At 67.7% G+C, this 13,529-nt stretch carries 12 protein-coding genes; 5 read left to right on the top strand and 7 right to left on the bottom strand.

The annotated features are described in order from the left end of the window. Positions 1 to 115 precede the first annotated feature (115 nt). Both OHA64_RS26155 and OHA64_RS26150 read left to right on the top strand, forming a co-directional pair. The gene (locus tag OHA64_RS26155; protein WP_405617103.1) at positions 116 to 457 is read left to right on the top strand and encodes a hypothetical protein; all 342 of its coding nucleotides are present in this window, start codon (positions 116 to 118) and stop codon (positions 455 to 457) included. Positions 458 to 613: 156 nt separating this feature from the next. Further along, complete coding sequence (locus tag OHA64_RS26150; protein ID WP_405617101.1) at positions 614 to 1,048, top strand: DUF1883 domain-containing protein; 435 nt, start codon at positions 614 to 616, stop codon at positions 1,046 to 1,048. A 483-nt stretch (positions 1,049 to 1,531) separates the two neighbouring features. Here the strand turns inward: OHA64_RS26150 and OHA64_RS26145 are convergent, their stop codons facing one another. From OHA64_RS26145 to OHA64_RS26125, 5 genes are all read right to left on the bottom strand, one after another. Then, positions 1,532 to 1,990 (bottom strand): hypothetical protein, encoded by a 459-nt coding sequence (locus tag OHA64_RS26145; protein WP_405617099.1) that lies wholly within the window; start codon positions 1,988 to 1,990, stop codon positions 1,532 to 1,534. Continuing rightward, the gene (locus OHA64_RS26140) at positions 1,987 to 2,517 is read right to left on the bottom strand and encodes an RHS repeat-associated core domain-containing protein (RefSeq protein ID WP_405617097.1); all 531 of its coding nucleotides are present in this window, start codon (positions 2,515 to 2,517) and stop codon (positions 1,987 to 1,989) included. Before OHA64_RS26140 ends, OHA64_RS26145 begins: the two co-directional genes overlap by 4 nt. Positions 2,518 to 2,814: 297 nt before the next feature. Beyond that, the gene (locus OHA64_RS26135) at positions 2,815 to 3,312 is read right to left on the bottom strand and encodes a hypothetical protein (RefSeq protein WP_405617095.1); all 498 of its coding nucleotides are present in this window, start codon (positions 3,310 to 3,312) and stop codon (positions 2,815 to 2,817) included. A gap of 5 nt (positions 3,313 to 3,317) precedes the next feature. Next, positions 3,318 to 7,574, bottom strand: a complete 4,257-nt coding sequence (locus tag OHA64_RS26130; RefSeq protein WP_405617093.1) for a DUF6531 domain-containing protein — start codon at positions 7,572 to 7,574, stop codon at positions 3,318 to 3,320. Continuing rightward, the gene (locus tag OHA64_RS26125; RefSeq protein WP_405617091.1) at positions 7,564 to 7,929 is read right to left on the bottom strand and encodes a hypothetical protein; all 366 of its coding nucleotides are present in this window, start codon (positions 7,927 to 7,929) and stop codon (positions 7,564 to 7,566) included. The genes OHA64_RS26130 and OHA64_RS26125 overlap by 11 nt, the downstream gene beginning before the upstream one ends. A 123-nt stretch (positions 7,930 to 8,052) precedes the next feature. On the opposite strand from OHA64_RS26125, the gene OHA64_RS26120 reads away from it, so the two are divergent. Then, positions 8,053 to 9,303, top strand: coding sequence for an IS701 family transposase (locus OHA64_RS26120; protein WP_405624121.1), 1,251 nt, complete (start codon positions 8,053 to 8,055; stop codon positions 9,301 to 9,303). 394 nt (positions 9,304 to 9,697) lie between these two features. Here the strand turns inward: OHA64_RS26120 and OHA64_RS26115 are convergent, their stop codons facing one another. After that, complete coding sequence (locus OHA64_RS26115) at positions 9,698 to 10,270, bottom strand: GNAT family N-acetyltransferase (protein WP_405624119.1); 573 nt, start codon at positions 10,268 to 10,270, stop codon at positions 9,698 to 9,700. Positions 10,271 to 10,421: 151 nt separating this feature from the next. After that, entirely contained in the window at positions 10,422 to 11,024 is a 603-nt protein-coding gene (locus OHA64_RS26110) for a peptidoglycan-binding protein (RefSeq protein WP_405617089.1), read from the bottom strand. Between the two features lie 374 nt (positions 11,025 to 11,398). Between OHA64_RS26110 and sbnB the strand changes: the two genes are divergently transcribed. Next, positions 11,399 to 12,397, top strand: a complete 999-nt coding sequence (gene sbnB / locus OHA64_RS26105; RefSeq protein ID WP_405617086.1) for a 2,3-diaminopropionate biosynthesis protein SbnB — start codon at positions 11,399 to 11,401, stop codon at positions 12,395 to 12,397. 55 nt (positions 12,398 to 12,452) lie between these two features. After that, positions 12,453 to 13,529 carry a hypothetical protein gene (locus OHA64_RS26100; protein ID WP_405617084.1) on the top strand — a complete coding sequence of 359 codons (1,077 nt, stop codon included), beginning with the start codon at positions 12,453 to 12,455 and terminating at the stop codon, positions 13,527 to 13,529.

Genomic DNA, 13,529 nt, shown 5'->3' with positions numbered 1-13,529 from the left:
GACAGCTGCCGACAGCTCAGCAGCAGGTCAGGCATTGATCGATAAGGCGACCGCAGGTCACGGCCGCCGGTGATCAGTTGTGGCTATGCAGCAGCGCAGCGCGTCACCATGAAGCATGGGCATTGATCTGGAGCTGCACTCGGCACGGCCGGCACGCAACAACTGGCGCAAGTCCCGCGCAACGCTCCTGCGGAGCTCCCAGGGGCATGGCGACGCACTGGCCGATGCACTCGGCTCGCTCCAGCTCCTCGGAGTACCCGGAAGGCTCACCGCCGTCGATCCGTACGGGGACACGTTGATGAACGAGCAAGAGGCCGCGGCTGCCCTCCAGGAGATCCACGGCTTGAGGCGGAGTTGCGCTGATGAGCGCCAGCTCGCTGCGCTGGACGATCTCACATCGATGCTGGAACATTGCGCGGCTACCCCAGGCAGCTACTTGTGGTTCGCAGGCGACTGAAGATCCCTCCAGCTTGCCGTGTGAGTGTCTAACTGCGTGACAACGCCGACGGACAGCTGCGGACAACCGCGCACACCTGCGGACCATCGCAGCAGGTGAGAGCCGCACGGCCCCGAGGTCGAGGGCGCACTCAAGTTGCTTCGGGACGAAGAGGTCGTGGGTTCAAATCCCGCCACCCCGACAGTGAAACACCAGGTCAGGCCCGATGCTGAAAGATCAGCATCGGGCCTGATTTGCTTGGTGGGTCCATTTTGGAGCCATTTGGGAGCCGACCTCGGGGAGCGGTTCCCGGACGGCTCCCACAAGTACTGCCAAAAAGGACTAGTGCCAGGGTCCAGCCGACGTGGGCTTCCACACCGCTTCAGACATCGTCGCCCTCCGGGGAAGAGCTACCGGTACCTGGGCGGTCGCGTCTCTCGATCGCCTCACCAGATCACCATCCCCAGTAACGGACAGTGGGTCGTGACCATCGACCTTGGCGGCTATTCCGGCCGCATCTCTGCGTCTGTCCAGTCCAGCGGCCTCCGCGGGCTTCCTGCCTTCGCCCCGCGACCCGCAGGGCAGCCCGGCCCGCTCCGTCGCGGTCCATGAACCGGAGGAGCCCACTGGCGACGCGCTTGGTGGTCAAACCTGGGACGTCTTCATCTCCCACGCGTCCGAGGGCAAAGGAGCCGTTGCCCGCCCCCTTCGAGACACACTTACCAAGGTGGGCGTGACTGTCTAGCTCGACGAAGCCCAGATGCGGATCGGCCACAGCCTCTGCGGCAAGATCGATGAGGGATCAGGGCGAGCCGCTTCGGCATCGTCGTGCTCTCGTCCCCCTTCTTCGCCAAGGGTTGGACCAACCACGAACTGACGGACTCGTCACCCGTAACGTGACCGGGGAGCAATCGCTCCTGCCGATCTGGCACAACCTGAGTGCAGAAGACGTCCGGCGCTACAGCCCCTCCCTCGCAGACGAAGTGGCGATGAGCACCAGCGACTACTCCATCAAGGAGATCGCGGTCCACTCGTCGACGCCCGCGTGCGGGGAGAGTCGGTCCAGGTGGCGTGAGACCACCGAAGCCGTCTCCGTCAGCTCCTGCCGCCCCACACCGCTTCCAGGTCCCGGCAGCGGACCAGGATGCTCGCGTCGGTCAGCGCGATTTCGTGCGTGCAACCGCCGTCCTCGTCCGGAAGGATTTCGTCGAGGAGGACGGCGTCGACCAGCATCCAGTCGATGGAGTGTTCATAGTCGACGGAGAAGTGCGTCACGCCCGAGTAGCTGATGCGCAGGCCGGAGTCGTGCTTGAACTTGTTGGGCGCGAAGTCCAGGACCAGGCTGCCGCTCTTGTCGGTGGCGAGGTGGACCCCGGCCAGTTCCAGATCCTTGACACAGTGGGTCGCGCCCGCGATGTCGTAGTGGCCGGGGTCGGTGGCGAAGGACCGGGCGCCTGGGGGCAGGTCGGCGCGCAGACGCGGCAGTTCGGCCAGATAGGCCCCCGGATCCACGGAGAACCCTCCGTCGTCCCAGACGGCCGTGACGTACTTCATGTGCATCCTTCCGCGGCGAGACGCGGTCGCCTCCATTTGTCTCCGGTGATGTCCTCGGTCCTCTTGGGGCCGATGCGGCCGACCTTCCGCAGCTCGTAGATCACCCGCCCCTTGATGGAGTTCTCCACGCCGGGCGGGACCTCGACTTCCGAAGCCTTGATGCCATGTTTTTTGAACCAGCCCTGGCTGTTGTACAGCCCGACTTCGCGCATGGACTTGTCGTAGACGTGGATCTCCACGTCCCTTCCCTTGTTGCCCACTGGGAAGTTGTCACGCCGGCCCGTGTACCCCTGCCCGAAGTCCAGTGTGTTCTTCGGCCCCGACGGCCCCTTCCCGGCAAGCCCGAGGTGGTCGGTCCAGCCCAGTGGGTTCGGAACGTAGGCGTGGTGATCGGGTGAGGGGACGAGACCCAGCGGATCAGCGCTGATGTACCGCGCCGTCTCGGGGTCGTAGTACCGGTGAAGGTTGTAGTGCAGGCCCGACTCGGGATCGGCGTACTGGCCCGGAAAACGCAGGGGACAGTCCACCGGCGACGCATCCTCCCCCGGAGCCGGGAGGTGAGTGCCGGACAGGCTGGTACGGCGCTGCCAGACCAGATCTCCTATTGCGGCCACCAGTTCCGTGGGCGTGCCCACCGCGTCGGTGACGACGGCATACAGCCGGGCCCTGTGCTCAGGAGCCGAGGCGGCCGGCCTCGTCGTAGGTGTACGACCAGGCCAGACCCAGCGGATTGGTGACGGATGCGAGGCCGAGTTCGCTGTCGTAGGCATCTCAGGTCTCGGTCTCCAGTCAGCGGCGATGCCAACCGTCCCCGAAGGCCGGCGCTACGTACTCGACACCTGAAGCGGATTGCACATGGAGGACCATTCGGGCAGCTCTTGTGCGATGTGCTCCTGGCTCATGGCCGAGTAGTCAGGCGGAACGTCACTGATCCCGTCCACCTCCAGGACGTAGAACTCTGCCTGCGCACCCGCGACGTCGAGCTGGGCGTCAGGGAAGAACCCGAATCTCGCGCGGAACGAACCGGGAGCACGATCGGGCAGGTCAGATACTACGGTCATGGCGGCCAGAGGAACTGGCGCTGCTGAAGATTTCCAGCCGAAAGACCTCAGTCCGCGCACGACCAGTAGCGCGGCGTTACCGACGTCGAATTGCAGTGAGGTGCGCAGTTCGAAGAGTAGCGCAGCCGTCGAGGTCAGCTGACACACGCGGGAGTCGAGCAATTGGGCTTCTTGCAGGGCGTCCGCCTCCCTCAGGGGATCCGGATCGGCCGCCTCGGCGAGAGCGGAGATTTCTCGCCTCGATGCAACGAGGCTGTTCACTGAGATCATGGAATCGGGATGTGATTGTAAGGGTCAGCCTTGCTGACCGTCTGGCCGGTTAGGGGGTTCACTGACTGCCCCGCCTTGTTCATATACACCACATATCCATTAGGGTACTGATATTTTCCAGTCGTCACCGCATCCATGACCCGTACTTGCGTAACCCGTGGATCGAGCCCCTTGGTGCCGGCTGGAATGTCGTAAGCCCAGCCTTTCCCTGTTGTGACAGGCGTACCGGTCGCGCCCTTGGGGAGGGGCAGCGTTTCCCCTGCGGGCCCCTTCACCGATGCTATGCCGCAGGGTGTCAGCCCGAGAGGATCCGCTATCGACAGAGGCGCTGCCACGTAGGCGTGGTGGTTGGGTGCGGGTTCGAGGCCCAGGGGATCGGGGCTGAGATATCGGGCGGTCTCGGGATCGTAGTAGCGGAAGTGGTTGTAGTTCAGGCCGGTTTCCGCATCGGCGTACTGTCCGGGGAAGCGGAGCAGACATTCCACGGTTGTCTGGTCGTCTGCCACTGCGGGAAACCGGGTTCCCCATAGCGCGGTGCGGTGCTGCCATGCCAACTTGCCGTCAAGAGAGACGAGTTCGGTAGGAGTGCCTACGAGATCGGTGACGATCGCGTGGAAGTGCGCGGTGCGATCCGCATGTGTCTCCTCGGCGAGCTGAGCCAGGAAGGACGTCCCCGAAGTGCGCGTGTGAGACCAGTGATCGGTCTGAGTGAGTGGGCGGTGAGTTCCTGGGGTGTAGGCCCAGGTCGTGACTCGCCCGTCCGTCCCAGTCTGCTCTGCGAGCCGGGTGTCGTCCCAGCTGAAGTCAGTTGTCGAGGCTGCGCAGCTGTCGGTGGCCTCACGGCGTTTGGAGATGCGACGGCCCAGTGGGTCGTACGTGTATTGCCAGCACTCTCCGTCCGGAGTGGTTGCTGCGGTGAGGCGGTCTTCCGCATCCCACGTGTAGGACCAGATTCGGGTCTGGCCGTTGAGTAGTCTGCGGGTCTTGCGGACCAGGCGGCCCTGAGCATCGTGTTCGTACGCGGTGCGGCCCGCGGTGCGCAGGAGCGTGCCGGTGAAGGAGCGTCCGTCGGGCTCTGGGTGGCCTGGAGCGGTGGCCCGCGTGAGGTTGCCCGTGGTGTCGTACACGTAGGTCTCGGACCAGCCGAGGGCACGGACCGCTGTGGCCCGGCCGGCCGCGTCGAGGTCGAAGCGTCGGGTGCCGGAGGTGAGCTCGCGGATCTCGGAGACGTAGCCGTCGGTGCGGTAGGCATAGCTGCGGTGTTGGAGCAGGCCTTCGGCGTCCGGGGCCGAGGTCGGGGCGCTCAGGGTCTGCGTGGTGAGGCGGTCGGCGCTGTCCCAGCCCTGGGTAAGGATGGCGCCGACGCCGATCCGTCGCTGGGTCTCGCGTCCCGCGGCGTCGTATGTGAAGGCCAGCGAACCGTGCTCCGAGTGGAGTCCGGCGAGGCGACCCGCCGCGTCATAGGTCCAGTCGGTGGCCAGGCCGGTGGGGGTGACGCGACTGGTGCGCTGCCCCAGGGCGTCGTATGTGTACAGCGTGGTGCGGCTGTTGACGCTGTCCGACAACAAGCGGCCCAACGCGTCGTACGTCAGCACCACTTCGGCGTCGGCGTTGGTGGCGCGGCTGAGGGCTCCGCTGGGATCGTAGGCGTACGTCGAGATGTCGCCTGCCTCGCCGCGCTGTTCAACGACTTGGCCCAGGACGTCCCGGACGTAGTGGAGGGACTCGCCTGCGCCGTTGGTTCGAGTGGTGAGGCGGCCTGCCGCATCGTGCGCGTAGGTGATGGTGCGGCCGTTGAAATCGGTCTCTGCGATCAGGCGGCCCGCTGCGTCGTAGGTGTAGCTCCATTGCAGGCCTTGGGGGTTGGTGACGGCCGTGAGACGTAGTTCGGTGTCGTAGGCGAATGCGTAGTGGGCGCCCTCGGGATCGGTGCGCGTCGCGGGGACGTCGAACAGGCCACGAGTGTGTCGTGTGATGTTTCCCGCTGGATCAGTGTGGGTGAGGAGGTTGCCCTCGCCATCCCAAGTCCACACCTCGCGAGTGCCGTTGGGGAGTTCACGCCAGGCGGGCTTGCTCTCGATGGTCCAACCTGTCCGCGTTACATGGCCGAGCGGGTCGGTGACTTCGGCGATGCGCCCGAAGGCGTCACGGCGGAGGCTGGTGGTCTGCCCGAGTTCGTCGGTAACCGATATGGGAAGCCCGGCGGAGTTCGGGATCGTGGTACGGGTATGGCCCAATGCGTTCGTGACCGCCGTCGGACGGCCCGCCTCGTCGTACGCGTACCGTGTCTCGGCGCCTAGGGGATCGACCGTTGTCAGCCGGTTGCCCCGCTCGTCGTACGTGTGCCGCCAGACTGCCCCGCCCGGTTCGACCACCTCGGTCGGTAGGCCGAGCGCCGTGTACTCCGCCTGAGCCTGTGTGCCGTCGGGGAGGACCACGCCGGTGAGGTTGCCGGCGTCGTCGTACGTGTACCGCGTGGTGTGGCCCAAGGGGTCGGCGATGGCCACAGGCCGGGCGCCGTACTCGTCCCACTCAGTCCGGGTGACGTACCCGAGCGCGTCCGTCTCCTCCACCACCAGGCCCTCGGCGTTGTACCGGTGGACCGAGGCGTGACCCTGGGAGTCGGTGTACGTCGTCGTGCGGGTGGTGTCGTCGTAGCTCAGGGTGCCGGAGAGGATGCCGTCGACGCCTTCGGTGCGGGTCACCCGGCCGCGGTCGTCGTAGACGTAGCCGAACCAGGTGCCGTTACGGTCGGTCCAGCGGGTGACGCGGCCCCCGGTGTCGTACGTGAAACGCAGGGGCTCGCCGCTGGAATTGATGACCTCGGTGAGGTTGCCCGAGCCGTCGTAGCCGTACCGCATGACGACCGTTCCCTCGCCCACCGGGCCGTCGGGGCCGTACCGGGACGGAGGTTCGTCGAGCAGGCGCAGGGCCGTGATACGCGGGCCCTCGGTGTCGACGGCCACGTAGTAACCGCCCGAGTGGCGGATGCCGAACGGCACGCCGTCGTCGTCGCGTTCGACGTCCATCCGCGCGCCGTTGCGGTCGCTCCAGGAGTCCAGCGCCAGATGGAAGACGCCGAAGGAAGGCGACGGCACGGGCGCGGCGAAGGTGCGGACCACGCCGGTGGCAGGGTCGGTGACCGTCATCGCGCTGTCGGGCTTGCCGTCCCACTCCAGCGGCCATCGGGCGCCCTTCACCGGCATCGTCGGAACACCCGGCTCGGGCACCGGATAGACCAGGCGCATGCCGTCGGCAGCCGCGAACACAACGCCCTCGCCGTCGATCTGGAGACACTCGTCGAGGGTGGAGATCCAGGTCGCGCCGAAGCAGACACCACCCCGGTAGGAGGACAAGTGGGTGCGCGTGAACTGAAGCGGCAGGCTCGCCGGCAGCGTCAGGTCCGTCTGCGTCATCAGCATCGCGCCGGTCGCCACGTCGATCGGCTCGCCCACGCAGGGGGTGCGTTCGGCGTTGCGTGCGGCCGGACCCAGCTCGACCAGGTCGGGGCGGAGCGAGGGCGGGCGCAGCAGCAGCGGGGTGGTGTCGCTGAACGCGCCCTCCATGCCCGCCTTGAGGACACCGCTGCCGGCGCCGAGCGCGCCGCCGAAGATCATGCCGTCCTTGGCGGCCTGGTTCACCTCGTCCAGACTGAAGCCGTCCTGCAGCCCCGTCGCGATCTTCAGCGGCTGCGCCACCGCGAGGTCGACGGCGATCGACTCGACCCCGCCGAAGGCGGCGGCCACCAGGGTGCCGCCCGCGATCTCGGCGACCGTGGCGGTGACGGCGACGCCCATCGTGGCGCCGAACTCGATGACGGCGTCGGCCGCCGCGACGGCCGCGCCGGAGGCCAGGCCCGCGGTGAAGAACGCCAGCGCCACACCGCCCGCGATCACGGCGGCGTCGATGCCTATCTGCGTCCACAGCTTGGTGATGGCGTCGTCGATCGCGTCGGCGAACTTGTCCAGCGCCTTGGCCATCTCCCGCGCGGAGTCGGCCAGGTCACTGAGCCAGCCGCCGTCCTTGTCCTTGGCGTAACGGCCCCAGAACGTGCCGAACGCCTCGATCGACTCACCGGTGTTGTGATGGATGACCGAGGACGCGCTGCGGTGCACGGGCGCCCGTACGTCGTCGACGGCCTCGGCGAAGGTGCGCCAGGCGTCCGCCGCGCTGCGCAGCTTGTCGGAGTCGCCCTCCGGCCACCACAGCCCCAGATGGAGCAGGATCTTCCGGGCCTCGTCCTCAACGCTCACCGGCACCGTCGCTCTGCTGGTCGGTCTTCACCTTCGTGAACATGCCCGCGATGAGCTCGTCGTTGTCGACCTGTCCGTCCGACAGGTCGACCAAGGCTTCGTGAATGCTCGTCAGGCCGAGCACCAGCACGCCCGCCCCGCTCTCGATCTTCTTCTGCTGCGGTTTGTAGGCGTTGCCGAACTTCTCGCCCTGCTCGTCGTGGCCCCAGGGCTCACCCAGACCGTCCAGGGTCTTGATGAGGGTGGTCAGCGCCTTGCTCAGATCGACGGCGCCTTGATGGAAGGCCGGTGCCGCCGCCTTGATGTCGGCCGTCCTGATGTCCAGGACCTTCGCGGGATCCTTGCCGTCACCCATCGCTGTTGCCTCCCCCGCTCGCAGCTGCGGATTCCGACCCTAGTAGGGCTTGGTCACCTTCACTCGTGGGTGGAGTGTCCGCTGGTCCATGAGGGTCGTTGGGGTGGTGTGACACCTGAGGAGATGGCCTCGGTCCGGGAGGACCTGGAGGCATTCGCGGCGGAGTTGTTCGACGGGTTCTTCCGTGCGGACCAGAGGCGGTGGGGGCAGGCGTATGTGCGCGGGCTGCTACTGGACGGCCGGCGCAAGTCGGTGGAGCCGATGGCGGCCCGCCTCGGTGAGGACGGCAACCGGCAGGCGCTGGCCCACTTTGTGACGACGAGCCCGTGGGATCCGGCGCATGTGCGGGCCCGGACGGCCTGGAGAATGCAGGAGGCGATCGGGGCGGAGGCGTTGATCGTCGACGACACCGGCTTCTTGAAGGACGGGGACGCCCCGGCGTGTGTGTCGCGGCAGTACACCGGCACCGCGGGCAAGGTCACCAAATGCCAGGTCGGGGTGTCGCTGCATCTGGCCCGGGATCATGCCTCGGCCGCGGTGAACTGGCGGCTGTTTATGCCCGCGTCCTGGGATCCGGCCTCTGCGGAGGCGGACCCGGACAAGGTCGCCCGCCGCACCCGCTGCGGCATCCCCGACCGGGTGGGGCATGTGGAGAAGTGGCAGCTGGCCCTGGACATGATCGACGAGACCCGGTCGTGGGGCATCGACATTCCCCTGGTCGTCACGGACGCCGGTTACGGGGATGCCGCCGCTTTCCGCCACGGCCTGGAAGAACGCAACCTGTCCTATGTGGTGGGCATTTCCTCCCGCCACACCGCTCATCCGGCCGACGCCCGGCCCGTCCAGCCCGCTTACGCGGGCACCGGCCGGCCACCGGCAATGCAGTACCCCGAGCCTGCGCAGACCATGAAAGAGCTGGTCATCGCAGCCGGGCGGGCAGCTGCCAGGCCGGTGTCCTGGAGGGAAGGCTCCCGGCCCGGCAAGGGGATCAGCGCCTTCAAACGCATGTACTCGCGGTTCGTGGCCCTACGCGTGCGACCCGCCGGACGAGGCGTCCGCAAGACCAGCGACGGTCCTGAACTGCCCGAACGCTGGCTGCTGGCCGAGTGGCCCGCCACCGAACCCGAACCGGTGCAGTTCTGGCTCTCAGACCTGCCCTCCGGGATGCCGCTGGCCACTTTGGTGCGGCTGGCCAAGCTGCGCTGGCGCATCGAGCACGACTACCGCGAGATGAAACAGGCCCTGGGACTTGCCCACTTCGAGGGCCGCACCTGGAACGGCTGGCACCACCACGTCACCCTCGTCTCCGCCGCCCACGCCTTCTGCACCCTGCAACGACTGGCACGAGACCCAAAAGACGCCGTGCAGGTCTGAGCCTCTACCAGGTCGTCCGCGACCTCCAGACACTCCTCGCCACCTGGAACGGTGCCTGCCCCACCTGCCACCGCGACATACCCACCCCCATACGAACCTGACCAGGCCCTACTAGGGGGAGAGAAGTCAAGAGATGGCCATACAACGGTATACGCAAGCAATGTACTGGCGCGAGGACACCCATGGATGAGGTCGAGTCCGTCGTCTCCAGCCAACTGGGCGACCGCGCAGCGTCGAACGCTTCATTCGCGTCCTCGACGAGGCGACCGACATGATGGGGGTTTCAAGGGTGAGCGGAGGGAGAAGCTTGGCTCAGCCCTTCGGGCTGGTGGCCGCGCTTGGGTCCGTAAGCGCGACAGTGGTGCCCCTCATCTCATGGCGGTCAGGGGGTTGCTCAGGTGCCAGGGGTCGCCGCTGGTCGGGTGGACGCACCGACGACACCATAGGCACGATCGCCGATGGTGAACTCTCCCAAAGGGGTCATGCCGAAGCCGTCCACGTGGACTCTCCACGATGCCTGGTTGGCCAGTTCGATGAAGGCGACCATGGCGTCGGCTCGTCCTGAGGCTGCCTCAAGGGCCGCGGTGAACAGTCCCCGGGCCACCCCCTTGCCACGGTAGGCGGCGGCGACCACCACAGGCCCGTAGAACAGGAAGGGTGTGGAACGGAGCGGGCGTCCTTCCCACTCCAGCGAATCCTGCGCGTCCAGCAGTGCCTGGACCGGCGGGGGCGGACTGGGCATGTTCTCCGGGGAGGCCAGTCCGAGCAGGCCGGCCAGGCGTCCGTCATCGTCCGCGACGAGCAAGCTCCCGTTCTCGGCCATCGAGCGCAGTGTGTCGGCATCGAAGCCGCCCTGCACGAAGCCCTGCCTCGCACGCTCCTGCTCCGTGAGCGCGTCATGGTGGTTGGCCGCGAACAGTTCAGCCATGGCCGGGGCATCGGCCGCAACGGCATGTCGATAGTCCATGGCATTGATCCTGCCGGGTGCGACCTGCTGCGGCCACTGCGTACGCCCTGCTTGCGGGGGCGCGAGTAGCACTGAACCGAGCCCAAAGGCAAGGTCGTTCGGCATGCATCGACGCTTCTCCTTCTACAGGACCATTAAGCCCCGGGCCCCATCAACAGAAGGGAGCACCCGAGGAGTTGGCCCAGAAGGACAGGAACGACCAAGTTTGCGCTCCGATGAGCCCGTCTACGACGATGCCGGCACATCGCTGGAAGCTTTTCGTTGCGGTCTGCGTGAGCTGGCCAAAGTCTCCGTCCTCGTCCAGGCCTGCGCCTATGGCCTGATTCAGATAGCACTGGGCCTGTTGAACCGCTGGCCCCGATGCCCCCTGCTGAAGACTCGGCCGACTCTTGGTGTAGTTGCATATGTCGCCCGGTCCCTCAGCCACGAGGTTTCCTGGATGGTTCAACTTGTGTGCCGCTTGAGTGCTGGACACTGTTGCGGCCGCAGAAGCACCGTGGGATGCCGCGACAGCCGGCGCTCCCGCAAGGGCAATGAGAAGAGCGTCGCTGTCGGGGGTGCGCGGGGGCCCGTGTCGCTTGGTGCCCGTGTCGGAGAGTCGCTGGTTCGCGGGTGATGTCGCCGTTCCTTGATGCCTGGCGGCACCGCGCGGCCATGTTGCCGCGGGCCTGATCGAACGGCCATGTCCACAGGCCGGAACTGCGTCACACCTGTTTCCCCGTACCCGTGTCGGCCGGTCATGCCGAGCTGACATGTCCGCCTTTTCAGAATCCCGTTTCCCGGATGGAGTGACCGATGTCCAGCCCCGACCTCGCGCCCGGGCCGCCGCGCACCCGGCCTCGGGCGGTCCCGTCGCCGACCGGCCCGCATCGAAGGACGACGGCATACCGGCCGTATAGGCCCTTGATAGGCGCTCCCCGCAGGATCGGTACGCGGGAGGTGACCGTCGTGCCCGGTGATCCGAGCGGGACCCGCGGTGCTCGGGGAGGACCGTCGGTCCGGCGGTCTCCGCCTCCCGGGCCGCGCGGCGGTGATCGCGCTCTCGACCTCGACCCGATCCGTTCCGACGTGTCGGCGCCGGCTGTGTTCCGGGGCCGTCGCGTACCTGAGGAAGGACTGAATCCCGTCATGCTTATCCTGCGGCACTCCGAGGTCGCGCAGATCCTCGACGGCCGTGAACTCGACAACATCCGCACCGTGGCCGACGCCTACCGCGTGCACGCGCAGGGCGACACCGCGGTGCCGCACTCCGTGTTCCTCCGCTTCCCCGGGCAGCCGCGCAACCGCATCATCGGCCTGCCCGCCTACCGGGGCGGGGACCGCCCGGTCGCGGGCATGAAGTGGATCGCGTCCTTCCCGGCCAACATCGAGCGGGGGATCGAGCGGGCCAGTGCGGCGATCATCCTCAACTCGCTGGAGACCGGCCGGCCCGAGGCCCTGATAGAGGGCTCGCTGATCTCCGCCGCGCGCACCGCGGCCAGCGCCGCGCTCGCCGCCGAGCTGCTCACCCGCGACCGACGCCCCGACGGCCTGGCGCTGATCGGGTGCGGGGTGATCAACCTGGAGATCCTGCGGCATGTGCGGGCGGCGCTGCCCGGTCTGAAGACGGTGTCGCTGTACGACAGTTCGGCTCGGCGGGCCGCCGATTTCGCCGCCCGTGCGGCCGCGCTGGTACCCGGCGCCGAGGTGGTGACGGTGGACAGCGCGGAGCAGGCGCTCGCGGCGCACGGCCTGGTCTCCGTCGCCACGTCGGCCATCGAACCGCATCTGAACCTGAAGGCGGCGGTGCCGGGCACGGTGGTGCTGCACATCTCGCTGCGCGACCTGCTGCCGGAGTCGTTGCTCGACGCGCACAACATCGTCGACGACGTCGACCACGCGGTGCGCGAGCGCACCTCGCTCGACGTGGCCGTACAGGCGGCGGGACACCGCGAGTTCATCGATCCGACGATCGGCCGGCTGCTGCTCGAGGAGGGCGCGGAGGGCGCGTTCACCCCGGAGCCGGGCCGCACGATCGTCTACGCGCCGTTCGGGCTCGGGGTCCTGGACATGGCCTTGGCCGACGACGTCCTCGCCTCCGCCCGCGCCCAGGGGCTCGGTGTGGAGGTGGAGGGATTCCTGCCGTGACGCCGACCCGTCACGGACGTACGCACCTCGCCGGAAACGACATGGGAGCACACACATGACCACGAGCACCTCCCACGGGCGGCGTGCCGCCACAGTCCTCGCAGCGGCGGCGGCCGCGGCCGTCGGCGTCGGTCTCGTCGCCTCGCCCGCGAGCGCCGCGACGAGCTGGGAGTCGCTGACCGTGCCCACCACCTACGCGAGCATCTCCGTCCTGCCCTTCGACAGTCAGAACGCCTACGCCAAGAGCGCTCCGTTCTGCTCCGACGAGTGCACCTCCTCGCCCAAGCTGTGGCAGCGGACGGCCACCGCCTGGAAGCAGCTGACGCCGCCTGCCGACGCCGAGGTCGGCGTGCTGGCGGGCACCGGCACGAACGACCTGTGGGTGTTCGGCAGCCGGCACGCGACGACCGGCAGCTACCGGTTCAACCACTACGACGGCACCAAGTGGACGTCGAACCTCAACCCGGAGCCGAAGAACGCCGAGGTTCTCGCCGCCAAGGCGGTCAGCCGCGACAGCGTGTGGGCGGTCGGCAACTACCGCGCCACCGGCGGCGGCTGGCACCCGATGGTGACGCACTGGGACGGCAGCGGCTGGAAGACCACCAAGCTCACCGGGATCGAGGGCGAGTTCGAGGCCGTCGACGTCAACTCCGACACCGACATCTGGGCCGTGGGCTACCGCGACAAGGGCGACACCACGGGCGACTACCAGCCCCTCGCCATGCACTACGACGGCACCGGGTGGCGGGAAGTGCCCGTGCCGGAGACCCCGGGCGATATGTACATCCTGCGCGAGGTGATCAGCACCGGACCGAACGACGTGTGGGTCGCCGCCGGCGACAAGGTCAGCCACTGGAACGGCAGGACCTGGACCCGCCATGACACACCGGCGTCCTGGCCGTCGTTCGCCTACCACAACGGTCAGCTCTACGCCGGTCTGTACGGCTCGCCGAAGCTGGTCCGCTGGACCGGCTCCGCCTGGGCGTCGGACACCTCCCTGACCAAGGGCGCCCAGGTCGACCAGCTGACCTCCGGCTCCGACGGGTCGCTGTACGCCGTGCACAGCGAGGGCAACTCGGTGTTCTGGTACAACGCCTTCCTGTCCCGGCTCGCCCCGCCGACCACCGGCTGA

Source organism: Streptomyces sp. NBC_00076, from assembly GCF_045041235.1.
GTDB lineage: Bacteria > Actinomycetota > Actinomycetes > Streptomycetales > Streptomycetaceae > Streptomyces.
The sequence above is the reverse complement of the archived record's forward strand: the minus strand, read 5'-3'. Positions and strand labels throughout refer to the sequence as shown.

What these genes read in the sequence shown, in the direction of transcription:
- OHA64_RS26115 (WP_405624119.1), bottom strand. Translation starts at nt 10,270, where the DNA reads ATGGACTATCGACATGCCGTTGCGGCCGATGCCCCGGCCATGGCTGAA.
- OHA64_RS26110 (WP_405617089.1), bottom strand. Translation starts at nt 11,024, where the DNA reads ATGTCAGCTCGGCATGACCGGCCGACACGGGTACGGGGAAACAGGTGT.
- sbnB (WP_405617086.1), top strand. Translation starts at nt 11,399, where the DNA reads ATGCTTATCCTGCGGCACTCCGAGGTCGCGCAGATCCTCGACGGCCGT.
- OHA64_RS26120 (WP_405624121.1), top strand. Translation starts at nt 8,053, where the DNA reads ATGGCCTCGGTCCGGGAGGACCTGGAGGCATTCGCGGCGGAGTTGTTC.
- OHA64_RS26100 (WP_405617084.1), top strand. Translation starts at nt 12,453, where the DNA reads ATGACCACGAGCACCTCCCACGGGCGGCGTGCCGCCACAGTCCTCGCA.
- OHA64_RS26125 (WP_405617091.1), bottom strand. Translation starts at nt 7,929, where the DNA reads ATGGGTGACGGCAAGGATCCCGCGAAGGTCCTGGACATCAGGACGGCC.
- OHA64_RS26145 (WP_405617099.1), bottom strand. Translation starts at nt 1,990, where the DNA reads ATGAAGTACGTCACGGCCGTCTGGGACGACGGAGGGTTCTCCGTGGAT.
- OHA64_RS26155 (WP_405617103.1), top strand. Translation starts at nt 116, where the DNA reads ATGGGCATTGATCTGGAGCTGCACTCGGCACGGCCGGCACGCAACAAC.